Here is a 24,702-nt window from a genome sequence, read left to right as displayed (position 1 = left end):
ACTCAAAAGCGATCCAGCCGATAGGGCTCGCTCGAAGGAAGAACATGAGCTGTGTTCTGCGCCGACGACGAAACCATCCCCCCAACCATCTCCGCCGTCACCGCCGCCTGCGTCAGCCCCAAATGCTGATGTCCGAACGCAAGCAACACCCTCCCGTCACACACCCGATCGATCACCGGCAACGAATCCGGCAGCGACGGTCGAAAACCCATCCACGGTGTGGCTGCCTCGACACTCAAGTCCTCACGAAACAACCCTTGGCTCAATCGATGCAACTGCCAGGCGCGGGCCATGGTCGGAGGGGCGTCGAGGCCGGCGAATTCGACGGTGCCGGCCAGGCGCAGCCCTTCGGACATCGGGGTCATGATGAATTTACGTTCCAGCGAGGTGACGGGGAAGGGCAGTCGGTTGTGTTCGTGAGGCAGCATCAGGTGATAGCCGCGCTCGGTGTCCAGCGGGACGTTTTTGCCGGTCAGTGCGGCGGTGAGTTTTGCCGAGTGGGCGCCGCAGGCGATCAGCACCTGGCGAGCTGACAGGGTGCTGGTTCCGGTCATCAGATTGACGCCATGCTCATGCAGTTGCCCGCCCTGAACCGCCTGTTTCACAAACTGCACGCCGCTGGCTTTCGCCGCGTCCACCAACTCACGCACGACGCGGTAGGGATCGATGAAGTGCCCGGTTCTCGGGAAAAACAGTCCGCCCTGAATCTGTTCGCTCAGTTGCGGCGCGGTCTCGCGTACCGCACTGGCCTGCCACCAATCGACCGGCACCTGCTGCTGTTGCATGCGTCGCTGTAATGCTTCGAGGGCCGGGCGCGATTCGGGGCGTTCGAACACCAGCAGCGAACCTTCCATCTTCAACAGCTCGGGGCGCTGGATGTCATTCAGCAAGCGGTGCCAGGCATCCAGCGAGCTTTCATTCAGCGCCCGCAATCCGGCAACGGTGCGCTGGAACGGTGCCGAGCGCAGGTTCAGCAACAGTCGCGCAAACCAGGGCAGGGCGCGGGGCAGGTATTTCCAGTCCAGGCGCAGCGGCCCCATCGGGTCCATGAGCATGGCGGGCAGGCGTTTGAGGATCGAGCTGTCGGCAATCGGAAATACTTGCTCGGTCGCCAGGTGCCCGGCGTTGCCGAACGAGGCGCCGTGGCCCGGTTCCTGCGGATCGATCACCACCACCCGCAAACCCTGACGGGCCAGGCGCAGGGCGCTCGCGACGCCGATGATGCCGGCGCCGACCACGGCGATGTCGTGCGGTTTATTCGGCATTTTTCGCGGTTTCCCTTTGGCCATCGAGCAAGCGACGCAGCGACAGTGGATTGGCGTGTTTGAGTGCGGTCGGTAGCAGGCTGTCGGGGAAATCCTGATAGCAGACCGGGCGCAGGAAACGCAGGATCGCCGCGGTGCCCACCGACGTGGTGCGCGAATCGGAAGTTGCCGGGAACGGCCCGCCGTGCACCATCGCATCGCAGACTTCAACGCCGGTCGGCCAGCCGTTGACCAGCAGGCGTCCGGCCTTGCGCTCCAGGGTTGGCAGCAATGCGCGGGCCTGTTGCAGATCTTCGTCATCCAGGTGCAGCGTGGCGGTCAGCTGGCCTTCCAGCTGTTCGAGCACCTGACGGATTTCAGCGTCGCTGGCGCATTGCACGATCAAGGACGCGGCGCCGAAGGCTTCGGCCTGCAACGAATGATCAGCAAGGAAATCGGCGGCGTTGGTGACGAACACATGAGCCTGGCCCTGATTCGGTTCCGTCGCGCGCTGGCCGACGGCGGCAATGCGCGCCCGGGTATTTTCCGCGAGAGCATTCACGCTGGACTCATAGGCATTGAAAATCCCCGGCGTCAGCATGGTCTGCGCGGGGCTGCGCTGGATCAGTTCGCTGGTGGCGGCAATGAAGGCGTCCAACGCCGGCCCCTTGCGGACGATCACCAAGCCGGGATTGGTGCAGAACTGACCGGCGCCCAGCGTCAGCGAAGCCACAAACCCTTGGGCCAACGCCTCGGCGCGATTCTGCAACGCTGCTGGGAACAACAAAACCGGATTGATCGAACTCATTTCAGCGTATACCGGAATCGGCTCGGGCCGGGCTTGTGCCGCTTTGATCAGCGCGAGCCCGCCACTGCGCGAACCGGTGAAGCCGACTGCCTTGATCCGTGGATCACTGACTAGCGCAATGCCTACTTCACGGCCGGAGCCGTACAACAACGAGAACACACCTTCCGGCAAACCACAGGCCTTGACCGCCCGCGCTACGGCGCGACCAACCAGTTCGCTGGTGCCGGGATGGGCGCCGTGGGCCTTGACGATCACCGGGCAGCCAGCGGCCAGGGCCGAAGCGGTATCGCCGCCCGCCACCGAGAACGCCAGTGGAAAGTTGCTTGCACCAAACACCGCCACCGGGCCCAGTGGAATCTGCCGCTGACGCAGATCCGAACGCGGCAGCGGCTGGCGCTGTGGTTGCGCGCTGTCGACTCGCACATCCAGCCATTCACCGGCCCGCATGGTGCGGGCAAACAAACGCAGTTGCTGGCAGGTGCGGCCCCGCTCGCCCAGCAGGCGCGGGCGCGGCAGGCCGGTTTCGGCCAGGGCGCGGTCGATCAGTTCGTCGCCCAGCGCTTCGATTTCGCAAGCGATGGTTTCAATGAATTCGGCCCGTGCCTCAAGCGATGTCTCGCGATAACGGTCGAGCGCCGCCCAGGCCAGTGCGCAGGCCTGCTCCACATGCTCGGCAGAACCGCCGGCGTAGGCCGGTTGCAAAGGCGTGTTGGTGGCGGGATTGATTCCGTGGATGACGTCGCGGTCGCCGGTGAGGGTGTGCTGACCGATCAGCAGTTGGCCCGTCAGAGTCATGGCGCATTCCTTATCAATAAAACAGGTCACGAATAGAGCCCGCCACCGTGGGGGGCGGCGGGCTTGAGCGCAGTGGCAGGTCAGGCGAAGTTCTGTTCCGCCGACCAGTTTTCGTACCAATGACGGAACAGCGTGTACTGGGCTTCCGCGTAACGGCGTTGCGAGTCGCTCAAGGCATCGGTTTCGTTGAAATGCAGGGTGTATTCCTTGTCGCCGTTGAGCACCATCAGGTGTTTGTAATACAGCACCAGATCCGTGCCTTCGTCGAAGGACGACAGCACCGCCAGCGCCGATTCCAGCTCACGGGCCTGACGCCGCGCCTTGGCGTCACCCTTGGCAGCCTGCTTGCTCAAGGCCACCAGTTGCAGCACTTCGCGGGGCAGGGCGTTGCCGATGCCGGTGATGGCGCCGGTGGCGTTGCAGTTGACGAAGCCGTGCACCACTTGGGTGTCGACACCCACCATCAGGGTCACGGCATCGTCCTTGGAGGTGATGTTTTCCGCGGCGTAGCGCAGATCGGCGCCACCGCCGAATTCCTTGAAGCCGATCAGGTTCGGGTATTCACGGCGCAGTTCGAAGAACAGGTCGGCGCGGGTGGCGAAGCCGTAGTAAGGACTGTTGTAGATCACCGCCGGCAGGTTTGGCGCGGCTTGCAGAATCGCCGCGAAGTGGGCTTTTTGCGCCGCCGCCGAAGCGCCACGGGACAACACTCGAGGAATCACCATCAAACCCTGCGCGCCGACTTTCGCCGCATGGGCCGCGTGGGACACCGCCTCACGGGTGTTGACCGCGCCGGTGCCGACGATGGTCGGAATCCCGGCGGCCACCAGCCGCGCCACGCCTTCCTGACGCTCGGCTTCGGTGAGCAGCGGCCAGTCGCCCATGGAACCGCAGTAGACGACCGCACTCATTCCGATGTCGATCAGCTCGCGACCCTTGGCCACCAGCGCATCGAAGTCCGGTTTGCGCGCGGCGGTGCACGGGGTCATCAGGGCGGGCATGCAGCCAGTGAAGATGTTGTCGCTCATTATTGTTCTCCTTGGAACGGTCATTCAGAGGGGGTTGAAAATGCAGCGCGGCGGCTCAAATGCCCCACGCGAACGGATCGGTTTCGTCGATCAGCAACGTGCTGTCGGCGGTCATGTGGGCGCGGCCGGTGATGTAGGGGCGAACGCGATCGCCTTCCCATTCGAAGCGGCCTTCGAACTGGCTGCCGGTGATGCTCGCCTGCACCCAGCGCTCGCCGGGCGCGAGTTTTTCGTCGGCGGCCAGGCAAGCGAGTTTGGCGCTGGTGCCGGTGCCGCAAGGGGAGCGGTCGTAGGCTTTGCCGGGGCACATCACGAAGTTGCGGCTGTCGGCCTCGGCGTCATCGGCGAACAGTTCGATGTGGTCGATGATTGCGCCGTCCTCGCCATGGATGCCTTGGTCTTCGAGGGCCCTGAGCATTTTCCAGGTGAGGTCGGTGAGAGTTTCGACGTTGTCCATCGTCAGGGTCTGGCCGTGTTCGGAGACCAGGAAAAACCAGTTGCCGCCGTAGGCCACGTCACCAAGGAAGCGGCCGTACCCCGGCACTTCCACCGCCACCTGTTTACGGAATCGATAAGCCGGCACATTGCCGAGCGTCACGGCGCCGTCTTCATGCAGCGTTGCGCTGACCGGGCCGACCGGGGTGTCGATCTTGTGCACGCCCGGCGCGATCAGCCCCAAGTGTTGCAGCGATGCAACGAGGCCGATGGTGCCGTGGCCGCACATGCCGAGGTAACCGGCATTGTTGAAGAAGATCACGCCGCAGGTGGCGTCCGGCGACACCGGATCGCAATACAGCGCGCCCACCAGCACATCGTTGCCACGCGGTTCCAGCAGGCAGGCGCGGCGCCATTGGTCGTGCTGGTTGCGCAGGGCGTCGCGTTTCTCGGCCATGGTGTGGCCGGGCAGGTCGGGAAAACCTTTCATCACCAGACGCGTGGGTTCGCCGCCGGTATGGGAATCAATGACGTGTACTCGTTTCATGGACAGGTCCCGTTGAGTGATTTCAGTAAGCGCCGGCAGCGCGCGGGTTGGCAGCGGAGGCAGGGGACGGCGAAGCGACTTCGCTTTCATCCTCTTCCGATTCCAGACGCAGCAGATGCGACGGCACGCCGGTGGCCGCGCCCCAGTAATAAATGCCCATCGCACAGGCGGCGACGACCAGGGTGTCGAACGGATGGGTGAGGATGCCCAGACCGCCGAAGGTGCCGAGTTTCGACAGGACGATGGTCACCGCGTAGAAGGCGATCAGCCACGCCGACGAGCGCACTTGGCGAGACAGGCTGAGGTGGGCGGTCGGAACGAAGCGGCCGCAGAGCAGGTAGACGACGAACATCAGGATTTGCAGGCCGAGCAGCCAGGACACGGTGTTCCAGCCCGACCAGTAAACGATCAGCGCAGCGATGATGAACGACACCGGCCCCAGCACGCCCATGCACTTGACCCGGAACGGGCGCGGCATGTCAGGCGCATTGCGGCGCAGCGCGGCGACGGTCACCGGAGCCACTGCGTAACTCAAAACCAGCGCGGCGGACACCACGTTGATCAGCGCTTCCCACGATGGGAACGGCAGGGTCCAGAACACCGACAGGGCGAAGGTCAGCCACAGCGCCGGACGCGGGATGCCGGACTTCGCGTCGATGTGGGTGAAGACCTTGAAGAACGTGCCGGTCTGCGCCCAGCCGTAGATCACCCGAGGCGTGGCGTTCATGTAGATGTTGCCGCAGCCGCTGGGGGAGATCACCGCGTCGGCGACCACCAGATACGCCAGCCAGCCCACGCCCAGCGCCAGGGCGATGTCGCGGTACGGCAGGGCGAATTCCTTGGAAACTCCGGCCCAGCCATTGGCGAGCAATTCGGTCGGGATGCCGCCGAGAAAGGCGGTTTGCAGCAACACGTAGATCGCGGTGGAGAGCAGCACCGACAGGATCAGCGCAATCGGAATGGTGCGCTGGGGATTTTTCACTTCGCTGGCCACCGAAATGATCGGGGTCAGGCCGAGGTAGGCGAAGATCACGCCGCCGGCGGAGACGGCCATCTCGATGCCCGAAAGTCCGAAAGGCGCGAAGCCTTGAACCTGGAAGTTTTCCGGTTTGAAGAAAGTGAACAGAACGCCGATCACCAGCAGCGGCACGATGAACTTGAACACGCTGACCAGGTTGTTGGCCTTGGCGAAGGTCTTCACGCTGCGGTAGTTGAGCAGGAAGAACACGCACAACAGGCCGAACTGCACCAGCCAGCCGAGCAGGGTCGGATCACCGCTGCCGGCCTTGGTCAGGCTCGGAAACCACGCCGCTGCGTATTGGCGAGAGGCAACCACCTCGATCGCCACCAGACTGGAAAACGCGATCAGCGTGATGAAACCCATCAGGTAACCGAGCAGCGGCCCGTGGCTGTAAACCGGGTAACGCACCACACCGCCAGCGCGGGGCAATGCCGCGCCCAGTTCGCAGTAGACGATGCCCAGCAGCAACACGGCGAACCCGCCCAGCAACCAGGAAAAAATCCCCGCCGGCCCGGCAATCGCCGACACGTGACTGGCCGCGAACAACCAGCCGGAACCGAAGATCGCCCCCAGCCCGATAAAGGTGAGGTCGATCAATGAAAGTTGTTTTTTGAACTTGCCTTGGCCTGACATGGCATCGCCTTCTTGTGAGTTATTGGATAGGCAGGTGTGAGTCACTGGAACGGCTAAACAGTGAACTCATCGGGCGTCGGGCGATTGATGTTTTGCGCAGCTGCGGATGACGAAATCGGCACAGTTGCGAAGAAAGACAGCGGCGCTCGACACGCCGCAAACGTTGCTGCAATCTGCACGCGAACGCCTCCGGGCGGGCACGTTTTCAGGCCGATCCACTCACCGGGGAAGACCTTCACATGCAGAACGCGTTTGCGATCCTCTGTCAGGGCGATGAGCGCCATCGGCCGCATACCCTCGACGCACTGCTGGGCGGCGTGGCACCGCTGTTGCCGATGCTGGATGCGATTCCGAACGCGGCGATCTTCATCAAGGACGTGCAGGCGCGGTACGTTCTGGCCAATCGCACGCTGGTGCAGCGCTGCGGCCTGAAAGACTTGAAACCGTTGCTCGGGAAAACCAGTGCGCAGGTATTTCCGGCGCAACTCGGGCCCGGTTATACCGAGCAGGATCGGCGGGTGCTGGAAGAGGGTTTCGTGCTGGAGGATCAGCTGGAACTGCACCTGTACGGCAGTCGTGAACCGGGCTGGTGCCTGACGCACAAGCGTCCGCTGTACAACCGCGACGGCGAGATCATCGGCCTCGCGGGGATTTCGGTGGACCTGCAATCGGCCAGCGAAAAACATCCAGCGTTCCAGCGCCTGGCGGCGGTCGACGAACACATCCGCGCGCATTTCAATCGGCGTGTCACCTTGGGCGAATTGACCCGGATCGCCGGTATCTCGGTGGCGCAACTGGAGCGCTACTGCAAACGGGTCTTCCACCTGACGCCGAGGCAGATGATCCAGAAAGTGCGGCTGGAACATGCCCATCGCCTGTTGCACACCGAGCTGCCGATCACCGAGGTGGCGCTGCAATGCGGCTACACCGATCACAGCGCTTTCACTCGCCAGTTCAAGGCGTCGACCGGTTTCACCCCGCGTCAGTACCGGCAGGCGACCACCCAGTGAATGTCCGGCGGTAGCGACTAGACTCCATGGATCACGGTTGTCTTTCGAGGAGTGAAACGGGATGAGCAGACCAGTCGCGCTTCACTGCTCGTCGTGGCTCTTGATCGCCTTCAGCGTGATGCTGGCTTCGGGATGCTCAAACAGAACGCATTACCCGCCATCAGGCGTTGGTGACAGCTGTTACGCCAAGGCCTTGCCGACGGTTGGCGAGGGCGGTCTGGCCTGGGGCTCCAGCCTGAACATGGCCCGGCAAAAATCCATGGCCAACTGCATGCGTTACGCCGGGCGCTCCGGAGGAACGCCGGACACCTGCCAGGTGGTGCTGGCCAAGTGCAAGAATTGACGGGGTGATCCAGGCGCCACCCCAACGACCGGTGGCGCTGTTGTCTTGCGACAAAACTACCGCGAACGTCTCAATGATTGCGAAAGGGCCTGTTTGGCTATCAGTGAGGCAATGTCCTTGGCACCATAGCAACGGAATTTGACACTGTACGCATCGGTATCGAGCCGGACGATCTTCGTCACGAAACCGCCTTCGACGGTGACCTTGCGGATCGCCGGCATTGGTATCTCGACATCCAGTGTCCCGTCCTGAACCATGCGGTTCATGGCATTGGCATTCAAGAAAACGGCGTTTTCGGTGACGGTGACTCTGCCGCCCACCCACAATCCGCCATAGTGATTTCTGAATCCCTCGAGCACCCCGGCGAGTACGCCGACATTGCCGTTCCCCACGACCTCGTAGAACTCGCCCACATCTTCGTAGTTCAGTTCAGCATCGGTCACCAGAAAGTTGACCATCTTCGACTTCAGAACTTCTTCGGCCATCCCTGCATCTCCCTTGTTCAAATCAATGTCCCGAATTTCAGCCGCCTGTTTACCTGACAAAAAACAAAATCGCCATGTGTTTCCTTCGTTCTTTCATACGTCGCAGTTGTCACTGTCCGTTCCCGCCTGTCTGGAGTTCACCCGATGCCTTCGCTCAAAACCCTGCCCGCTGCCTTGCTGGGACTGGCCCTTGTCTGTCCGCTCAAGGCGCAATCCCAGGGGCTGGAACTGGGGCAAGTGCTGATCGGGGCCGAGGATCAGAGCGGTGAAGATGTGTCGGTGGAAGAGGCGAAGGCTCGTCTGGCCGAGGTGCCGGGTGGCAGCAACGTGGTGGATATGCGCCAGCCTTTGCAGGGCCGGGTCGCCAGCAATCAGGATGTGCTGGCGTATCAGCCCGGCGTCTATGCCCAGTCGGCGGGTAACGAAGGGACGAAAATCTCGATCCGTGGCTCGGGCATCAACCGCGCTCCCGGCGCCCACGCATCAGGGCTGTACACGATGCTCGACGGCCTGCCGCTGACCGGCCCCGGCGGCACGCCTTACGAATTGCTGGAGCCGCTGTGGCTCGACCATGTGGAGGTGCTGCGCGGTGCCAACGGTTTTGATCGCGGTGCGCTGGCCCTCGGCGGCGCCGTCGATTACGTCAGCCACACGGGGTATAACGCGCCACTGCTGAATGTGCGCTATGTCATGGGCAGCCATGGTTATGCCCAGCGACAAGTCAGCTCCGGTCAGGTGCTGGGCGATTTCGATTACTACCTGTCGATGACCGACGCGCATTCCGACGGTTATCAGGATCACACCGCCAGCAAGAGCCAGGGCGTGATCGCCAACTTCGGTTATCGCTTCAATCCGAATCTGGAAACCCGCTTCTACATCCGTCACCGCGAGACCGACAACGACCTCGCCGGCCGGGTGACCAAACATTCCATCGAGCACGATCCGCGCGCGGCCAACCCGGCCTACGTGACGCGCAACGACAGCCGCGATCAGCCCGGCAGCACCTTCATCGGCAACAAGACCACGTACTACATCGATGACGATTCGAGCATCCAGACCGGTCTGGTTTATCACGATTACCCGATGGACCTGCGCGAAGGCCCCAATCGCCTGAAGGTGGCGTACACCGATGTCAGCGGCACGTTCGACTACAAGCGCCGCGACACGCTCTGGGGGATGGAGAGCAACAGCACCGTGGGCCTGCGAGTGACCAAACACCTGCCCAACGACGGTGCCAGCGAACGGGTGCGAATCCCCACCGGCAATACCGCCGGTTATGCGCCGGGCACTCACATGCGCAACTTCACTTATCAGGGTTCGGATTCTGTCCTGCACGTGGGCAACGATCTGGAAATCGCCGATGACCTGTGGCTGACCACCGGCCTCGCCGCGATCTACACCCGACGCGAAAGCGCGGTCACCTACCCGGAAGGTGGCGGCAAGACCAGCCTTGGCGACTGGGATTACGCGCCACGTCTGGGTCTGCGCTATCAGGTGACGCCGGATCTGCAACTGTTCGGCAACCTCAGCCGCTCGGTCGAAGCGCCGCATCCGTGGTCGCTGATCTACAGCTCCAACGTACGCTTCCCCGCTGGCAGCGGCGCCGCCACCGGCACCCAGCGCGATCCGGTCAAGCTGCAAAACCAGACCGCGACCACCCTGGAACTCGGCGGCCGCGGCGACAGCGCGCTCGGCGAATGGAGCCTGGCGTGGTACTACGCTCAGGTGCGCCACGAATTGCTTTCGGTGTTGCCGGACGCCAACGCCACCACGCCTTACGAACTCAACGCCAGTCCGACCGTACACCAAGGTGTCGAAGCCAGCCTGAACAGCAACCTGTGGTCAGCGAGCGATGGCGGCAAGTTGAGCCTGCGTCAGGCCTACACCTTCAGCGACTTCCACTACCGCGACGACGACCGCTTCGGCGACAACCGCTTGCCGGGCCTGCCGATGCATTACTACCAGGGCGAGTTGCGCTACGACTTTCCACAAGGTTTCTTCGCGGCCGTCAACACGCAACTGGTCTCGAAAACCGCAGTGGACTACGCCAACAGCTATTACGCCGATCCTTACGCCACCTTCGGCGCGACCCTCGGTTACAACGCCCCCAAGGGCGACTGGCAGACCTGGCTGGACATGCGCAACCTGACCGACAAGCACTACGCCGCTACCGTTACGCCGGGCTATGACGATAAAGGCTTGGACGCGGCACGCTCCACACCGGGTGAGGGCATGGCGATGTATGTCGGGGTGTCGTGGAGTTTGCTCTGAGGGGTTGGGTGCACCTTGCAGGGGCGCATTGTCCTGCTACCTGAAAAGCACTCTGGCGCTGCAAATGTATGCTCATCCCTTTATCAGCCAAAGGTTCTCATGTTCGACAGAAACGACTTTGACCAACTCACGCGACAACAGCTGCTTTTTTGGCCCTGCCACAACGATTGTCCCGGTCTTTATTACCTGACGTATCCATCGAGCGCCTTCCTCGTTCCGTGCGGTCAGGAGTACATTCGAATTACCCGTGTGAGCAAATCGCATCATACGAACGGCTTGAATGTGTGGCTGAATGCCGAGTGGCACGAACGTGAACCAGGTGGGGATCACTGCTTCCCGGAATACGTTGGCGGCGCGCAGTTTGAACCGATTTCCGAAGAGGTTTTCAACCAATTGGTGGCAGAACGGGCGGTCGAACTGATCGTACCGCTCAAGCAACCACTGCACGAACCTTCCGGTTTCGTCGGTGCGTTATTGATGTACTCGATGAAAACGGACTTCATCGTCTCGCTTTTCGCCGAGTATGAAGACGAATTCATTCATTTTTACTGGCACACATTGCACTGAACCTGCTGCTCGATGAAACCGTTCGATCACCGGACACCCGAACCTTCGTCCAATTGCCCGATCCGGCAAGCCGGCGTACTGTGACCGGTGATGGCGTAAACCGTGACCATCATCATAACGACAAGATCGAGTGCCTTGCCCATGGACAGCCGCCTGCTGAGCGACCGCAGCAGCGTGTTTCGCCACGCTGACCCGTACGCCGTCTCCGACTATGTGAACCAGCACGTCGGTCAGCATTTCATCGGCCTGTCCAAAACCACCCACCCGCAAGCCAGCCTCAACCACCGCAAACTCGCCGACCTCGATCTGTGCCGCATCAGCTATGGCGGCAGCGTTCGCGTCACGTCGCTGGCGCTGGAAACCGTGTATCACCTGCAAGTCCTGCTGCAAGGCAACTGCCTGTGGCGCGGGCACAAGCGCGAGCATCATCTGGTGCCGGGCGAATTGCTGTTGATCAACCCGGACGATCCGGTCGACCTGACCTATTCCGACGATTGCGAGAAATTCATCCTCAAGGTGCCGGTCAGCGTGCTGGAGTCAGTGTGCGACGATCAGCGCTGGCTGCATCCTGCCGGGGGCATCCGGTTTCTGCGCAATCATTACCGGCTCGACGAGCTGGAAGGGTTTACCAACCTGCTGGGCATGATCTGCCAGGAAGCCGAAGCCAGCGATCCGTTGCTGCGGGTGCAGGAGCATTACGCGCAGATCGTCGGCAGCAAACTGATCTCGCTGATGAACACCAACGTCAGCCGTGAATGCCTGAGTTCGCCGAGCGTCAGTTTCGAGCGGATCCTCGACTATATAGAGCGCAACCTGAAACTGGATCTGCCCGCCGAACACCTCGCGGCCCAGGCGAACATGAGCCCGCGTTCCCTGTACGCGCTGTTCGAACGCCAGCTCGGCGTGACCCCGATGCAATACATCCGCCAGCGCAAGCTGGAACGCATTCATGCCTGTCTCAACGACCCGAGCTGCCCGGTGCGCAACCTCACCGAACTGGCGCTGGACTACGGCTTCCTGCACCTCGGGCGCTTCTCCGAAAGCTATCGCCAGCAGTTCGGCGAATTGCCGTCCGTGACCTTCAAACGCCGCCACTGAATTCCCGCCCCGAAACAATCTGAAGCACCTGCCGCGCCGTCCTGCACAAAACGGATAGCGCTCTGCAGGATTCGGATATTGCCGTCCGCGTTGCCTCCCTAATCTGACCTGGCCTGAACAATAACAATGGAGGCCCCGGCCATGTCCCTGGGAATCGACTACCTCAATGCCATGCTTGAAGAGGACCCCGAAAAGGGTGCCTACCGCTGCAAGCGGGAGATGTTCACCGATCCGCGGCTGTTCGAACTGGAGATGGCGCACATCTTCGAAGGCAACTGGATCTACCTCGCCCACGAAAGCCAGATCCCCAACGCCAACGACTTTCTGACCCTCACCATGGGGCGCCAGCCCGTGTTCATCGCCCGCAACAAGGCCGGTGAACTCAATGCCTTTCTCAACGCGTGCAGCCATCGCGGCGCCATGTTGTGCCGGCACAAGTCCGGCAACCGTTCCAGCTATACCTGCCCGTTCCACGGCTGGACGTTCAACAACAGCGGCAAACTGCTCAAGGTCAAAGACCCAAGCGAAGCCGGCTACCCCGAAGGCTTCAACTGCGAAGGCTCCCATGACCTGACCAAAGTCGCGCGTTTCGAGTCCTATCGCGGCTTTCTGTTCGGCAGCCTGAACGCCGATGTGAAAACCCTCGCCGAGCACTTGGGCGAGTCGGCCAAGATCATCGACATGATCGTCGATCAGTCACCCGAAGGCCTGGAAGTGCTGCGCGGTTCGAGCTCCTACATCTATGAAGGCAACTGGAAACTCACCGCCGAAAATGGCGCCGACGGCTATCACGTCAGCTCCGTGCACTGGAACTACGCCGCCACCCAGAACCAGCGTCAGCAGCGCGACGCCGGCGAAGAAATCAAGACCATGAGCGCCGGCAGCTGGGCGAAGAAGGGCGGCGGTTTCTACTCGTTCGACCACGGCCACTTGCTGCTCTGGACTCGCTGGGCCAACCCCGAGGATCGTCCTGCGTACGAGCGCCGCGACGAGCTGGCGCGGGACTTCGGCCAGGCCCGCGCCGACTGGATGATCGAGAACTCGCGCAACTTGTGCCTGTACCCCAACGTGTACCTGATGGATCAGTTCAGCTCGCAGATCCGCATCGCCCGGCCGATCTCTGTCGACAAGACCGAGATCACCATCTATTGCATCGCGCCCAAAGGCGAAAGCGCGGAGGCCCGGGCCAAGCGTATCCGCCAGTACGAAGATTTCTTCAATGTCAGCGGCATGGCCACCCCGGATGACCTCGAAGAGTTCCGCTCGTGCCAGACCGGTTACGGCGCCGGGCGCGGCTGGAACGACATGTCCCGTGGCGCGACCCATTGGGTCGAAGGCGCGGACGCGGCGGCCGAGGAAATCGACCTCAAACCTTTGTTGTCCGGCATGCGCACCGAGGACGAAGGCCTGTTCGTGCTGCAACACAAGTACTGGCAGGAAACCATGCTCAAGGCTGCTTCGACCGAACCGGATCTGATTCCCGTGGAGGCTGTGTGATGAGCAACCTCTACGACACCGTGCGCGATTTCCTCTACCGCGAAGCGCGCTATCTGGACGACGGCCAGTGGGATCAGTGGCTGGAGCTCTACGCCGCCGACGCCAGTTTCTGGATGCCGGCCTGGGACGATCACGACACTCTGACCGAAGACCCGCAAAGCGAAATCTCGCTGATCTGGTATGGCAACCGTGGCGGCCTTGAAGACCGGGTGTTCCGGATCAAGACCGAGCGCTCCAGCGCAACCATTCCCGACACCCGCACCTCGCACAATCTCAGCAACATCGAGATCGTCGAGCAGGGCGAAGGCCAATGTCAGGTGCGCTTCAACTGGCACACCCTGAGCTTTCGCTATCAGGTCACCGACAGTTACTTCGGCACCAGCTTCTACACCCTCGACCTGCGCGGCGAACAGCCGTTGATCAAGGCCAAGAAAGTCGTGCTGAAGAACGATTACGTCCGTCAGGTCATCGACATCTACCACATCTGATCGAGACGGCGGCGAGCCGGGCTCGACGCTGTGAGCGAGGTGCACCATGAGTTTCCAGATCGCACTGAATTTCGAAGACGGGGTCACCCGTTTCATCGAGGCCTCCGGCCACGAAACCGTTGCCGACGCGGCTTACCGCCAAGGCATCAACATCCCGCTGGACTGCCGCGACGGCGCCTGCGGTACCTGCAAGTGTTTCGCCGAGGCCGGGCGATACGACATGGGCGACAACTTTATCGAAGACGCCTTGAGTGAAGACGAACTGGCCCAGGGTTTCGTCCTGACTTGCCAGATGCGCGCCGAAAGCGACTGCGTGGTGCGGGTGCCGGTCGGCTCGCAGGTGTGCAAGACCGAACAGGCGAGTTATCAGGCGTCGATCAGCGATGTTCGTCAGCTCTCCGAAAGCACCATCGCGCTGTCGCTCAAGGGTGAATCCCTGAGCAAACTGGCGTTCCTGCCCGGTCAGTACGTCAACCTGCAAGTGCCGGGCAGCGAGCAATCCCGCGCCTATTCCTTCAGCTCGTTGCAGAAGAACGGCGAGGTCAGTTTCCTGATCCGCAATGTCCCCGGCGGCCTGATGAGCAGCTTCCTCACCGGGCTCGCCAAGGCCGGCGACAGTCTGAATCTCGCCGGGCCGCTAGGCAGTTTTTACCTGCGCGAGATCAAGCGACCGTTGTTGCTGTTGGCCGGCGGCACCGGGCTGGCACCGTTCACGGCGATGCTGGAGAAAATCGCCGAACAGGGCAGCGAGCATCCGGTTCACCTGATTTACGGCGTGACCAACGATTTTGATCTCGTCGAGCTTGACCGCCTCGAAGCCTTCGCCGCGCGCATCCCGAATTTCAGCTTCGGCGCTTGTGTGACCAATCCGCAGAGTCAGCACCCGCTCAAGGGCTACGTCACCCAGCACATCGAACCGCGACACCTCAACGAAGGCGATGTCGACGTGTACCTGTGCGGCCCGCCGCCGATGGTCGAGGCGGTCAGCCAGTACATCCGCGAACAGGGCATCACGCCGGCGAACTTCTACTACGAGAAATTCGCGGCGGCCTGAGTCTTCTTTCTGAATTGCGAGGTTGTCATGAACAACAGATTCGCCAACAAGGTCGCGCTGGTCACCGGCGCGGCGCAAGGCATCGGTCGCCGGGTGTGCGAGCGCTTGCTGGAGGAGGGCGCGCAGGTCATTGCTGTCGACCGCTCCGAACTGGTTCACGAACTGCAAGGCGAGGGCGTGCTGTCGCTGACCGCCGACCTTGAGCAATACGCCGATTGCGCCCGGGTGATGAGCGCCGCCATCGATACGTTCGGGCGCCTGGATGTGCTGGTCAACAACGTTGGCGGCACCATTTGGGCCAAGCCGTTCGAGCACTACGACGTCGAGCAGATCGAGGCCGAAGTGCGCCGTTCGCTGTTCCCGACGCTGTGGTGCTGTCACGCCGCCTTGCCGTACATGCTCAAGCAGGGGCGCGGCGCGATCGTCAATGTGTCGTCGATTGCGACCCGCAGCCTGAACCGCGTTCCCTACGGCGCGGCCAAGGGCGGCATCAACGCGCTGACTGCCTGCCTGGCCTTTGAAAACGCCGAGCGCGGGATCCGGGTCAACGCCACCGCGCCCGGCGGCACCGAAGCGCCGCCCCGGCGCATCCCGCGCAACACCGCCGAACAGTCCGCGCAGGAGCAGGCCTGGTATCAGGAAATCGTCGCGCAAACCCTCGATAGCAGCCTGATGAAACGCTACGGAACCGTTGATGAACAGGTCGGCGCGATCCTGTTTCTCGCCTCGGACGACGCCTCCTATATCACTGGTGTAACCCTGCCGGTCGGTGGCGGGGACCTCGGTTGATCACGCTTGAATGGACACTGAAATGAACCGGATCCTGATTGAAAACCTGTCGGCGATCATCGTCGACCTGCCGACCATCCGCCCGCACAAACTGGCGATGCACACGATGCAGAACCAGACGCTGGTGATCCTGCGCCTGCGTTGCAGTGACGGTGTCGAAGGCGTCGGCGAAGCCACCACCATCGGCGGCCTGGCCTACGGCTACGAAAGCCCGGAAAGCATCAAGGCCAATATCGACGCGCACCTGGCGCCGGCGCTGATCGGCCTGGACGCGGACAACATCAACGCCGCGATGCACAAGCTCGACAAGGTCGCCAAGGGCAACACCTTCGCCAAGTCCGGCATCGAGAGCGCATTGCTTGACGCCCAAGGCAAACGCCTCGGCCTGCCGGTGAGCGAACTGCTCGGCGGCCGGGTCCGCGACAGCCTCGAAGTGGCCTGGACCCTGGCCAGCGGCGACACCGCCCGCGACATCGCCGAAGCCGAGCAAATGCTGGAAGCGCGGCGGCACCGGATCTTCAAATTGAAGATCGGCGCCAACCCGCTGGAGCAGGATCTGAAACACGTGGTGGCGATCAAGAAAGCCCTGGGCGAGCGTGCCAGTGTGCGGGTCGACGTCAACCAGTACTGGGACGAATCCCAGGCGATTCGCGGCTGTCAGGTGCTCGGCGACAACGGCATCGACCTGATCGAGCAGCCGATCTCGCGGGTCAATCGTTCCGGGCAGATTCGTCTGAACCAGCGCAGCCCGGCGCCGATCATGGCCGACGAATCCATTGAAAGCGTCGAGGACGCGTTCAGCCTCGCCGCCGACGGCGCCGCCAGCGTCTTCGCCCTGAAGATCGCCAAGAACGGCGGCCCGCGCGCCGTGTTGCGCACCGCGCAAATCGCCGAAGCCGCCGGCATCGCCCTGTACGGCGGCACGATGCTCGAAGGCTCCGTCGGCACCCTGGCCTCGGCCCATGCGTTCCTCACGCTCAGGCAATTGACCTGGGACACCGAGCTGTTCGGCCCGCTGTTGCTGACCGAAGACATCGTCACCGAGCGCCCGCAGTACCGCGACTTTCACCTGCACATTCCACGCACCCCGGGCCTGGGCCTGACGCTGGATGAAGAGCGCCTGTCGCGCTTTCGCCGGTACTGATTCCCCAAGGAGAACGCCATGCTGTTCCACGTAAAAATGACCGTGAAATTGCCCGCCGACATGGACCCGGCCGTTGCCACAAAACTCAAGGCCGACGAGAAGGAACTCGCCCAGCGCCTGCAACGCGAAGGCCAGTGGCGCCACCTCTGGCGCATCGCCGGGCACTACGCCAATTACAGCGTGTTCGACGTGCCCAGCGTCGAAGCGCTGCACGACACCCTGATGCTGCTGCCGCTGTTTCCCTACATGGAGATCGAGATCGACGGCCTCTGCCGCCATCCCTCGTCGATCCACACCGACGACCGCTGAGCCCGGACTCGCCCCCACAACAACAAGATGAGGTGAACACCATGACCGTGAAGATTGCCCACACTGCCGAGCTGCAAAAATTCTTCGAAGAAGCCGCCGGTTTCGCCAACGATGGCGGCAGCTCGCGCCTGAAAACCATCGTCCTGCGAGTGTTGCAGGACACCGCCCGGATCATCGAAGACCTTGAGATCAGCGAGGACGAATTCTGGAAAGCCGTCGATTACCTCAACCGCCTGGGCGGCCGCTCGGAAGCCGGACTGCTGGTGGCCGGCCTCGGCCTCGAGCATTTTCTCGACCTGCTGCAAGACGCCAAGGATGCCCAGATCGGCTTGACCGGCGGCACGCCGCGCACCATCGAAGGCCCGTTGTACGTGGCCGGCGCGCCGCTGTACGAAGGTGAATGCCGGATGGACGACGGCAGCGAGGAGGGCGTCGCCACCGTAATGTTCCTCGAAGGCCAGGTGTTCGATCCGCAGGGTCAACCGCTCGCTGGCGCCACAGTCGACCTGTGGCACGCCAACCCCAAGGGCACGTACTCGTTCTTCGATCAGAGCCAGTCTGATTACAACCTGCGCCGCCGGATCATCACCGACGCCGAAGGTCGCTATCGCGCCCGCAGCATCGTGCCTTCCGGTTATGGCTGCGACCCGCAAGGCCCGACCCAGGAATGCCTCGACCTGCTCGGCCGCCACGGCCAGCGCCCGGCTCATATTCACTTCTTCATTTCCGCACCGGGGCATCGGCACCTGACGACGCAGATCAATCTGTCGGGAGACAAATACCTGTGGGATGACTTTGCGTACGCGACGCGTGAAGGGTTGGTCGGGGAGGTCGAGTTTCTGGAGGATGCAGCGGGACGTCGTGCCGAATTGAAGTTCGACTTCCAGTTGCAGCAGGCGCCGGATGCGGCGGCGCAGCAGCGCAGTCAACGGCCACGGGCGTTGCAGGAAGCGTGACAGCAAGAGAGGGAGCCCATGGCTCCCTCTCTTCAGGAAAATGTTGGAACTAAGCTAATGCAAAAAAGATATTTGTTCGGTGTTTTTAATATCGTTTAGTTTTGTTCCATAGACGAATCAAAAGCATCAAACCGATAGACCTCCCGATTGCCATGACGGCACACGCTGAATCGATCACGGACTCTTCAGGTTTGATTCACACGGGAGTGAATCATGCCGCACACCTCAGATATCACCGCATTACCCATCCTCGACCTGTCCCAGCTCGACGGTACGCCGTCGCAACGCCAGGCCTTTCTCGATGACCTGCGTCACGCCGCCCGTGATGTGGGTTTTTTCTACCTGACCGGCCATGGCATCGACGCCAACCTGCTCGAGCAAGTGCAGGACTACGCGCGCCAGTTCTTCGCCTTGCCCGACAGCGAGAAAACCGCCGTCGGCATGATCAATTCGCCGCACTTTCGCGGTTATAACCGCGCCGCGTCCGAGATCACTCGAGGCCAGCCCGATCAACGTGAGCAATTCGATCTGGGCGCCGAGCGCGACGTCTTGCCATTGAACGCCGACAGTCCGCTGTGGGCGCGGCTGCAAGGGCCGAATCAATGGCCCGAAGCGTTGCCGCAACTCAAGCCGCTGCTGCTCGACTGGCAGCAGGCGATGACCCTAATGTCGCTGCGTCTGCTGCGCGCTTTCGCCCAGTCACTGTCGCTGCCTGAAGACGCTTTTGACCGGTTGTACGGCGACAAACCCAACGAACACATCAAGCTGATGCGCTATCCGGGGCAAGCCTCGACGGCGAGCAATCAGGGCGTCGGGGCGCACAAGGATTCGGGCTTTCTCAGCTTCCTGCTGCAAGACCAGCAGGCCGGCCTGCAAGTGGAAATCGAAGAGGGGCGCTGGATCGATGCGCTGCCTCGGGACAATACGCTGGTGGTGAACATCGGCGAGCTGCTGGAGCTGGCCACCAACGGTTACCTGCGCGCCACGGTGCATCGAGTGGTGTCGCCACCGGTGGGCAGCGAGCGGCTGTCCATCGCGTTTTTCCTCGGTGCGCAGCTGGATGCGGTGGTGCCGCTTTATCCCTTGCCGACGGCGCTGTTGCGTGAGGCGCGGGGTCCGGCCAGCGATCCGCTCAATCCGTTGTTCCGCGATGTCGGCTGGAATTATCTGAAGGGCCGACTGCGCTCCCATCCCGATGTCGCGCAGCGCTTTTACGCCGATGCGTCGAATACCCGGACACCGCTTCGCAAGACCGCCAGCGCCTGATCTATCACTTGCAAAAGGATTTTTCCCATGTTGAAAAAAGCAGTGTTGAAAAAAGCAGGCCTGACCCTGGCCGTCCTCGGCGCGCTGGTGACTTCGTTTGGCGCTCAAGCGCTGGAGCCATTGCGCGTTGCCGCCGACCCGGTGCCCCATGCGCAGATTCTGGCGTACATCCAGAAATTCGATCCGCAGCTCAATCTCAAGGTGATCGAAATCCCGCAGGGCGTGAACTCCAACGAACTTTTGGTGCACGGCGATGTGGACGCCAACTACTTCCAGCATCTGCCGTACCTGCAATCCCAGGAAAAGGCCCTCGGTGAAAAACTTGCGGTGGCCGCCACGGTGCACATCGAACCGCTGGGCATCTATTCCCATCGCCACAAAACCTTCGCCCAGGTGCCGGACAAAGGCACGGTCGCCGTACCGAATAACGTCACCAACCTGAGCCGCGCGCTGTACCTGTTGCAGGACAACGGCCTGATCAAACTCAAAGCCGGTTTCAATGACCCGGCGGCCGATCAGGCGACGCCCAAGGACATCGCCGAAAACCCGAAACACCTGAAGATCCTCGAAATCGAATCGCCGCAACTGCCCCGCGCGCTGGACGACGTGGACCTGGCAGTGATCAACGGCAACTACGCGCTGGAAGCCGGGTTGGTGCCGGCCAAGGATGCGCTGGGTCTGGAGAAGGCCGAACACAACCCCTACGCCAACATTCTGGTGACCACGCCGAAACTGGAAAACGATCCGCGCATCCAGCAATTGGCCAAGGACCTGACCTCGCCGCAAGTCGCCAAATACATCGCCGAGAATTTCAAGGGCTCGGTGATCCCGGTGGCGGACGTCAAGCCATGATCGTCGTCGAGCAGTTGAGCAAGACCTATCCGTCAGCGTCGACCCCGGCGCTGGATCAGGTGTCGCTGAGCATTCCCGATGGGGCGATCTACGGGATTCTCGGGCGCAGCGGCGCGGGTAAATCGACGCTGCTGCGTTGCCTCAATCTGCTCGAACGCCCGGATGCCGGGCGGATTCTGCTGGACGGCGAAGACCTCACGGTGCTGGCCGATAGCGAACTGCGCCGCCAGCGTCAGCGCATCGGCATGATCTTCCAGGGCTTCAACCTGCTGCATTCGCGCAACGTGTTCGACAACGTTGCGGTGCCGCTGGAAATCGCCAAAGTCGCCAAATCACAGCGCCATGAACGGGTTCGGGAACTGCTGGAGCTGGTGGGCTTGAGCGACAAGGCCGAAGCCTTTCCATCGCAACTGTCCGGTGGGCAGAAGCAGCGGGTGGGCATCGCTCGGGCCCTGGCGGCGCGCCCGGCGTATCTGCTTTCGGACGAAGCCACCAGCGCCCTCGACCCGGAAACCACCGCGTCGATTCTGGAGCTGTTGCGCGACATCAACCGCCAGCTCGGTTTGACCATCGTGCTGATCACCCACGAGCTGGACGTGGTCAAGTCGATCTGCGATCACGCCGCGTCCATGGCCAATGGAAAACTGGTGGAGGCGGGGCCGGTGGCCCGATTGCTCGCCGATCCGCAGTCCGCCCTCGGTGCTTCACTGCGCCCCAGTTGCGGCTTGCCGCTGGGGCATGACGCGCCCGGTTTGAGTTTTCTGCGGCAATACGGCGTACGGGCGGCCCACTCATGAACCGCGTGATCGACTGGAATGAAATCCTGCAACTGGTGCTCAACGCCACTGGCGAAACCCTGTACATGGTGCTGCTCGCCGGGCTGTTCACGTTACTGATCGGTTTGCCGCTGGGGGTGTTGCTGTTCATCAGCCGCCGTCAGGGTCTGTACCCGTTGCCGAGGCTCAATCAGGCCTTGGGCGCGGTGATCAACCTCGGCCGTTCGCTGCCGTTCGTGGTGATGCTGATTGCCCTGATCCCGCTGACCCGGCTGGTGGTCGGCACCACGCTGGGCAGCACCGCCGCCGTGGTGCCGATCACCATCGGCGCCTTCCCGTTTTTTGCGCGGATCGTCGAGAACGCTTTGGACGAAGTCGAAAAGGGCCGGATCGAAGCGATCCTCGCCATGGGCGGTGACATCCGCCATGTGATTTTCAAAGTGTTGTTGCCCGAAGCGCTGCCGGCCTTGCTGGCGGGCATCACCCTGACGCTGGTGATGCTGATCGGCTTTTCTTCCATGGCCGGGGTCATCGGTGGCGGCGGATTGGGCGATCTGGCGATCCGCTACGGCTATCAACGGTTCAACAATGAAGTGATGGTCGCCACCGTCGTGGTGTTGGTCATCCTCGTCCAGGGCGTGCAAAGCCTGGGCGATCGACTGGTGCGTTCGCTGGCTCATCGACGTTAAGGAATTTTATGGGTGCGCCTGTCGCTGTGGTCTCCGAACCACTGATTCGTGTACGTGAACTGAGCAAGACCTTTGGCTCGAACCGGGCGCTGGACCGGGTCAGCCTGGATATTTTTCCCGCTGAAGTGGTGGCGCTGCTCGGCGCCAACGGGGCGGGCAAATCGACGCTGGTGAAGATCCTCGCCGGCAGCCAGACCCACGACGGCGGCGAGATCTGGATCGATGGCCAGCCCCGGCATTTCAGTTCGCCGCTGTCGGCGCGCCGCTTCGGCATCGTCGCGGTTCATCAGCAGATCAATGAAGGCATCGCGCCCGGATTGAGCGTGGCGGAAAACCTGCTGCTCGATGAACTGTGCCGCCCCGACGCCGACTTCTGGCTCAATCGCAAACGTCTGCTGGAGCGCGCCGCGAGCATCGCCGCCGGCCTCGGTCTGGTGCTGCCGCTCGAGCAACCGATCGAGCACCTCGGCCAGGCCGAACGGCAACTGGTGGTGCTGGCCCGTGCCTTTGCCCTGCAACCGCGCCTGCTGATTCTCGACGAGCCGACAGCGGCCCTGTCGGATGCCGAAGCGCAGCGCCTGTTCGGGCTGATCGACACCTTGCGCAGTCGTGGTGTGGCGATTCTGTACATCTCTCATCGGTTGTCCGATCTGCAACGGGTGGCCGACCGCGCCGTGGTGTTGCGTGACGGGCAACTGGCCGGTGAATTCAGTGCCCGGCAATTGCCCGAGGCGCTGGAGGCGATGCTTGGTCAGGCGCTGGAAGCTCACGTCTACACACCGCGAGCGGCGGGGCGTGAAGTGCTGAAACTGCGCGACATAAAAGTCCTGCCGCGCACCCAGGCCTTTGATCTGAACCTGCACGAAAACGAAGTGGTGGTGCTGACCGGATTGCTCGGCGCCGGCAAAAGCGAAATCGCCGAAGTGCTGTTCGGGCTGCGCAAACCGGTGTCCGGCTCATTGCAACTGGACGGCGCTGACTGGCAGCCGGGCTCGCCACGGCAGGCGATCCAGAGTGGTGTGTTCTTCGCCGCCGAGGATCGCGCCAGCCAATCGTTGGTGCCGGATTTTTCTTTGCGTCGAACCCTGACCTTGCCGTTCCTCGAACGCTTCACCCGTGGCGGTTTCATCCGCAACCGCGCCGAAGCGGCGGCGGTGGAGGCGCAAGTCTCAGCGTTGGGAATCAAGACCGCCGGCATCGATGTGCCGATGAGTGCGTTGTCCGGCGGCAATCAGCAGAAAGTCGTGCTCGGTCGCTGGCTGCTTGGCGAGGGCCGGGTGCTGATCCTCGACGAGCCATTTCAGGGCGTTGATGTGCGTGCCCGGCGCGAGATCGGCCAGTTGTTGCGCGATAGCGCCGCTGGCCGCGCCACGCTGGTGATCTGCTCGGACGTCGATGAAGCGCTGGAGATCGCCGACCGGATCCTTCTGGTGCGCGATCACGCGGTGGTGGCCGAGTACCCGCGTGCCGGGCTGGATCGCGCCACCCTGGTCGCGGCGCTGGCCGGCAGCGATCCGCAAAATTCTGTTGTTCAAGCCGCGCCAAGGAGTAGAGCGAGTGCCTGATTCGAGTTCCCTGTTGTCATCCGCCCCGGCGCCGACCGAGCGCTTCGTGCAAGCGCTGATCCGATACGGCCTGCTGTGGGTGCTGGCGTTGATCGTGGTGTTTTTCAGTGTGGCGGAACCGGCGTTCCTGCGCGTTGGCAACCTGTTCAGCATTCTGCAATCGGTGTCGATTGTCGCGCTGCTGGCTTTGGGCGTGACGCTGACCATGGCCGTGGGCGGGCTGGATCTGTCGATCGGCGCGGTGGCCGCCATGAGCCTGATGATCGCCAGTTACGTGATGGTGGTGCTCGGCTGGGGCGCGGTGCCGGCAGTGCTGATCAGCCTGGCCGGTGGCGCGCTGGTCGGGCTGCTCAACGGCTGGCTGATCGTGAAGATGCGTGTGCCGGACATTCTCGCGACGCTCGGCAGCATGTTCCTGGTGATCGGCGTGCAACTGATTCCCACGGGCGGACGCTCGATTGCGGTGGGCATGACTTTACCCAACGGCGATGAAGCCGAGGGTTCGTTCAGCGCAGTGTTTCTGGCATTGGGTCGAGGACGACTGTGGGACATCGTGCCGGTTCCGGTGTTGATCACGGCGGTGGTCGCGGTGGCGGTGTGGCTGTTTCTCGAACGCACGCGCATCGGCCGGTTGTTCTATGCGATTGGCGGCAACGAGCAGGCGGCGCGTCTGGCCGGTGCGCCGGTACAGCGCTTCAAGTTGCTGGCTTACGTGCTCTCGGCGCTGCTCGCATCGCTGGGCGGCTTGCTGCTGGCGGCGCGATTGGGGCGCGGCGATGTCAGCTCCGGCAACGGTCTGGTGCTCGATGCGCTGGGCGCTGCGCTGATCGGTTTTGCCGTGCTCGGGGCGAAGAAGCCCAACGCGTTCGGCACGCTGGTCGGCGCGCTGCTGGTGGCCTCGTTGCTCAACGGCCTGACCATGCTCAACGCGCCGTATTACGCGCAGGATTTCGTCAAGGGACTGGTGCTGGTGCTGGCCCTGATGTTCACCTTCGGCCTCGCGCATCGGGCGCGCTGAGCCGGTTCATTGAT

The 24,702-nt window shown here is 62.4% G+C and carries 24 protein-coding genes; 18 read left to right on the top strand and 6 right to left on the bottom strand.

Translation table 11 applies throughout. From position 1 onward, the window contains the following. Nucleotides 1-2: 2 nt before the first annotated feature. The 5 genes from CAF74_RS20095 to CAF74_RS20075 all read right to left on the bottom strand — a co-directional run bounded on the left by CAF74_RS20095 (nucleotide 3) and on the right by CAF74_RS20075 (nucleotide 6,511). The gene (locus tag CAF74_RS20095) at nucleotides 3-1,265 is read right to left on the bottom strand and encodes an FAD-binding oxidoreductase (protein ID WP_085747507.1); all 1,263 of its coding nucleotides are present in this window, start codon (nucleotides 1,263-1,265) and stop codon (nucleotides 3-5) included. Beyond that, a complete protein-coding gene (locus tag CAF74_RS20090; RefSeq protein WP_085747506.1) occupies nucleotides 1,255-2,847 on the bottom strand; it encodes an aldehyde dehydrogenase (NADP(+)) in 1,593 nt (530 codons plus the stop codon). The genes CAF74_RS20095 and CAF74_RS20090 overlap by 11 nt, the downstream gene beginning before the upstream one ends. Before the next feature lie 80 nt (nucleotides 2,848-2,927). Continuing rightward, nucleotides 2,928-3,875: a dihydrodipicolinate synthase family protein gene (locus CAF74_RS20085; RefSeq protein ID WP_007958123.1), complete on the bottom strand. Its 948-nt coding sequence runs from the start codon at nucleotides 3,873-3,875 to the stop codon at nucleotides 2,928-2,930. Nucleotides 3,876-3,930: 55 nt separating this feature from the next. Continuing rightward, nucleotides 3,931-4,857, bottom strand: a complete 927-nt coding sequence (locus tag CAF74_RS20080) for a 4-hydroxyproline epimerase (RefSeq protein ID WP_085747580.1) — start codon at nucleotides 4,855-4,857, stop codon at nucleotides 3,931-3,933. A 22-nt stretch (nucleotides 4,858-4,879) separates the two neighbouring features. Then, entirely contained in the window at nucleotides 4,880-6,511 is a 1,632-nt protein-coding gene (locus CAF74_RS20075; protein WP_085747505.1) for an APC family permease, read from the bottom strand. A 239-nt stretch (nucleotides 6,512-6,750) separates the two neighbouring features. Here CAF74_RS20075 and CAF74_RS20070 point away from each other — a divergent pair, with 239 nt between their 5' ends. Next, nucleotides 6,751-7,521 (top strand): AraC family transcriptional regulator, encoded by a 771-nt coding sequence (locus CAF74_RS20070; RefSeq protein WP_085747504.1) that lies wholly within the window; start codon nucleotides 6,751-6,753, stop codon nucleotides 7,519-7,521. A gap of 61 nt (nucleotides 7,522-7,582) precedes the next feature. Beyond that, a complete protein-coding gene (locus CAF74_RS20065) occupies nucleotides 7,583-7,864 on the top strand; it encodes a hypothetical protein (protein WP_085747503.1) in 282 nt (93 codons plus the stop codon). Nucleotides 7,865-7,920: 56 nt separating this feature from the next. On the opposite strand, the gene CAF74_RS20060 is transcribed toward CAF74_RS20065, so the two are convergent. Then, entirely contained in the window at nucleotides 7,921-8,349 is a 429-nt protein-coding gene (locus tag CAF74_RS20060) for a hypothetical protein (protein WP_085747502.1), read from the bottom strand. A 144-nt stretch (nucleotides 8,350-8,493) separates the two neighbouring features. Between CAF74_RS20060 and CAF74_RS20055 the strand changes: the two genes are divergently transcribed. From CAF74_RS20055 to CAF74_RS19980, 16 genes are all read left to right on the top strand, one after another. Then, nucleotides 8,494-10,620, top strand: a complete 2,127-nt coding sequence (locus CAF74_RS20055; protein WP_085747501.1) for a TonB-dependent receptor domain-containing protein — start codon at nucleotides 8,494-8,496, stop codon at nucleotides 10,618-10,620. A 99-nt stretch (nucleotides 10,621-10,719) separates the two neighbouring features. Further along, complete coding sequence (locus tag CAF74_RS20050; RefSeq protein ID WP_085747500.1) at nucleotides 10,720-11,187, top strand: hypothetical protein; 468 nt, start codon at nucleotides 10,720-10,722, stop codon at nucleotides 11,185-11,187. A gap of 141 nt (nucleotides 11,188-11,328) precedes the next feature. Next, nucleotides 11,329-12,285, top strand: a complete 957-nt coding sequence (locus CAF74_RS20045; RefSeq protein ID WP_085747499.1) for an AraC family transcriptional regulator — start codon at nucleotides 11,329-11,331, stop codon at nucleotides 12,283-12,285. Between the two features lie 141 nt (nucleotides 12,286-12,426). After that, complete coding sequence (gene benA, locus CAF74_RS20040; protein ID WP_085747498.1) at nucleotides 12,427-13,782, top strand: benzoate 1,2-dioxygenase large subunit; 1,356 nt, start codon at nucleotides 12,427-12,429, stop codon at nucleotides 13,780-13,782. Then, nucleotides 13,782-14,270: a benzoate 1,2-dioxygenase small subunit gene (benB, locus tag CAF74_RS20035; RefSeq protein ID WP_011333747.1), complete on the top strand. Its 489-nt coding sequence runs from the start codon at nucleotides 13,782-13,784 to the stop codon at nucleotides 14,268-14,270. Before benA ends, benB begins: the two co-directional genes overlap by 1 nt. Nucleotides 14,271-14,316: 46 nt before the next feature. Then, nucleotides 14,317-15,324, top strand: a complete 1,008-nt coding sequence (gene benC, locus CAF74_RS20030) for a benzoate 1,2-dioxygenase electron transfer component BenC (protein ID WP_085747497.1) — start codon at nucleotides 14,317-14,319, stop codon at nucleotides 15,322-15,324. A gap of 27 nt (nucleotides 15,325-15,351) precedes the next feature. Beyond that, the gene (locus CAF74_RS20025) at nucleotides 15,352-16,113 is read left to right on the top strand and encodes a 1,6-dihydroxycyclohexa-2,4-diene-1-carboxylate dehydrogenase (protein WP_085747496.1); all 762 of its coding nucleotides are present in this window, start codon (nucleotides 15,352-15,354) and stop codon (nucleotides 16,111-16,113) included. 22 nt (nucleotides 16,114-16,135) lie between these two features. Then, on the top strand, nucleotides 16,136-17,257 hold the full coding sequence (locus CAF74_RS20020; protein ID WP_085747495.1) for a muconate cycloisomerase family protein: 1,122 nt from the start codon (nucleotides 16,136-16,138) through the stop codon (nucleotides 17,255-17,257). Between the two features lie 18 nt (nucleotides 17,258-17,275). Beyond that, nucleotides 17,276-17,566, top strand: a complete 291-nt coding sequence (gene catC / locus CAF74_RS20015; protein WP_085747494.1) for a muconolactone Delta-isomerase — start codon at nucleotides 17,276-17,278, stop codon at nucleotides 17,564-17,566. Between the two features lie 41 nt (nucleotides 17,567-17,607). After that, a complete protein-coding gene (gene catA / locus CAF74_RS20010; protein WP_085747493.1) occupies nucleotides 17,608-18,522 on the top strand; it encodes a catechol 1,2-dioxygenase in 915 nt (304 codons plus the stop codon). Nucleotides 18,523-18,735: 213 nt separating this feature from the next. Continuing rightward, a complete protein-coding gene (locus tag CAF74_RS20005) occupies nucleotides 18,736-19,788 on the top strand; it encodes an isopenicillin N synthase family oxygenase (protein ID WP_085747492.1) in 1,053 nt (350 codons plus the stop codon). Nucleotides 19,789-19,830: 42 nt separating this feature from the next. Further along, complete coding sequence (locus CAF74_RS20000) at nucleotides 19,831-20,640, top strand: MetQ/NlpA family ABC transporter substrate-binding protein (protein WP_085747579.1); 810 nt, start codon at nucleotides 19,831-19,833, stop codon at nucleotides 20,638-20,640. Then, nucleotides 20,637-21,437: a methionine ABC transporter ATP-binding protein gene (locus tag CAF74_RS19995; RefSeq protein WP_085747491.1), complete on the top strand. Its 801-nt coding sequence runs from the start codon at nucleotides 20,637-20,639 to the stop codon at nucleotides 21,435-21,437. The genes CAF74_RS20000 and CAF74_RS19995 overlap by 4 nt, the downstream gene beginning before the upstream one ends. Next, nucleotides 21,434-22,105 (top strand): methionine ABC transporter permease, encoded by a 672-nt coding sequence (locus CAF74_RS19990; protein ID WP_074690781.1) that lies wholly within the window; start codon nucleotides 21,434-21,436, stop codon nucleotides 22,103-22,105. Before CAF74_RS19995 ends, CAF74_RS19990 begins: the two co-directional genes overlap by 4 nt. Nucleotides 22,106-22,113: 8 nt before the next feature. Further along, nucleotides 22,114-23,670, top strand: coding sequence for a sugar ABC transporter ATP-binding protein (locus CAF74_RS19985; protein WP_085747490.1), 1,557 nt, complete (start codon nucleotides 22,114-22,116; stop codon nucleotides 23,668-23,670). Further along, complete coding sequence (locus CAF74_RS19980) at nucleotides 23,663-24,688, top strand: ABC transporter permease (RefSeq protein ID WP_007955505.1); 1,026 nt, start codon at nucleotides 23,663-23,665, stop codon at nucleotides 24,686-24,688. Before CAF74_RS19985 ends, CAF74_RS19980 begins: the two co-directional genes overlap by 8 nt. Nucleotides 24,689-24,702 lie beyond the last annotated feature (14 nt).

The organism is Pseudomonas sp. R45(2017) (assembly GCF_002112305.1).
Lineage (GTDB): Bacteria > Pseudomonadota > Gammaproteobacteria > Pseudomonadales > Pseudomonadaceae > Aquipseudomonas > Aquipseudomonas paraglycinae.
Note: the sequence above shows the minus strand (reverse complement) of the source record. Positions and strands in the feature narration are given on the sequence as shown.

What these genes read in the sequence shown, in the direction of transcription:
- CAF74_RS20095 (WP_085747507.1), bottom strand. Translation starts at nt 1,265, where the DNA reads ATGCCGAATAAACCGCACGACATCGCCGTGGTCGGCGCCGGCATCATC.
- CAF74_RS20090 (WP_085747506.1), bottom strand. Translation starts at nt 2,847, where the DNA reads ATGACTCTGACGGGCCAACTGCTGATCGGTCAGCACACCCTCACCGGC.
- CAF74_RS20085 (WP_007958123.1), bottom strand. Translation starts at nt 3,875, where the DNA reads ATGAGCGACAACATCTTCACTGGCTGCATGCCCGCCCTGATGACCCCG.
- CAF74_RS20080 (WP_085747580.1), bottom strand. Translation starts at nt 4,857, where the DNA reads ATGAAACGAGTACACGTCATTGATTCCCATACCGGCGGCGAACCCACG.
- CAF74_RS20075 (WP_085747505.1), bottom strand. Translation starts at nt 6,511, where the DNA reads ATGTCAGGCCAAGGCAAGTTCAAAAAACAACTTTCATTGATCGACCTC.
- CAF74_RS20070 (WP_085747504.1), top strand. Translation starts at nt 6,751, where the DNA reads ATGCAGAACGCGTTTGCGATCCTCTGTCAGGGCGATGAGCGCCATCGG.
- CAF74_RS20065 (WP_085747503.1), top strand. Translation starts at nt 7,583, where the DNA reads ATGAGCAGACCAGTCGCGCTTCACTGCTCGTCGTGGCTCTTGATCGCC.
- CAF74_RS20060 (WP_085747502.1), bottom strand. Translation starts at nt 8,349, where the DNA reads ATGGCCGAAGAAGTTCTGAAGTCGAAGATGGTCAACTTTCTGGTGACC.
- CAF74_RS20055 (WP_085747501.1), top strand. Translation starts at nt 8,494, where the DNA reads ATGCCTTCGCTCAAAACCCTGCCCGCTGCCTTGCTGGGACTGGCCCTT.
- CAF74_RS20050 (WP_085747500.1), top strand. Translation starts at nt 10,720, where the DNA reads ATGTTCGACAGAAACGACTTTGACCAACTCACGCGACAACAGCTGCTT.
- CAF74_RS20045 (WP_085747499.1), top strand. Translation starts at nt 11,329, where the DNA reads ATGGACAGCCGCCTGCTGAGCGACCGCAGCAGCGTGTTTCGCCACGCT.
- benA (WP_085747498.1), top strand. Translation starts at nt 12,427, where the DNA reads ATGTCCCTGGGAATCGACTACCTCAATGCCATGCTTGAAGAGGACCCC.
- benB (WP_011333747.1), top strand. Translation starts at nt 13,782, where the DNA reads ATGAGCAACCTCTACGACACCGTGCGCGATTTCCTCTACCGCGAAGCG.
- benC (WP_085747497.1), top strand. Translation starts at nt 14,317, where the DNA reads ATGAGTTTCCAGATCGCACTGAATTTCGAAGACGGGGTCACCCGTTTC.
- CAF74_RS20025 (WP_085747496.1), top strand. Translation starts at nt 15,352, where the DNA reads ATGAACAACAGATTCGCCAACAAGGTCGCGCTGGTCACCGGCGCGGCG.
- CAF74_RS20020 (WP_085747495.1), top strand. Translation starts at nt 16,136, where the DNA reads ATGAACCGGATCCTGATTGAAAACCTGTCGGCGATCATCGTCGACCTG.
- catC (WP_085747494.1), top strand. Translation starts at nt 17,276, where the DNA reads ATGCTGTTCCACGTAAAAATGACCGTGAAATTGCCCGCCGACATGGAC.
- catA (WP_085747493.1), top strand. Translation starts at nt 17,608, where the DNA reads ATGACCGTGAAGATTGCCCACACTGCCGAGCTGCAAAAATTCTTCGAA.
- CAF74_RS20005 (WP_085747492.1), top strand. Translation starts at nt 18,736, where the DNA reads ATGCCGCACACCTCAGATATCACCGCATTACCCATCCTCGACCTGTCC.
- CAF74_RS19995 (WP_085747491.1), top strand. Translation starts at nt 20,637, where the DNA reads ATGATCGTCGTCGAGCAGTTGAGCAAGACCTATCCGTCAGCGTCGACC.
- CAF74_RS19990 (WP_074690781.1), top strand. Translation starts at nt 21,434, where the DNA reads ATGAACCGCGTGATCGACTGGAATGAAATCCTGCAACTGGTGCTCAAC.
- CAF74_RS19985 (WP_085747490.1), top strand. Translation starts at nt 22,114, where the DNA reads ATGGGTGCGCCTGTCGCTGTGGTCTCCGAACCACTGATTCGTGTACGT.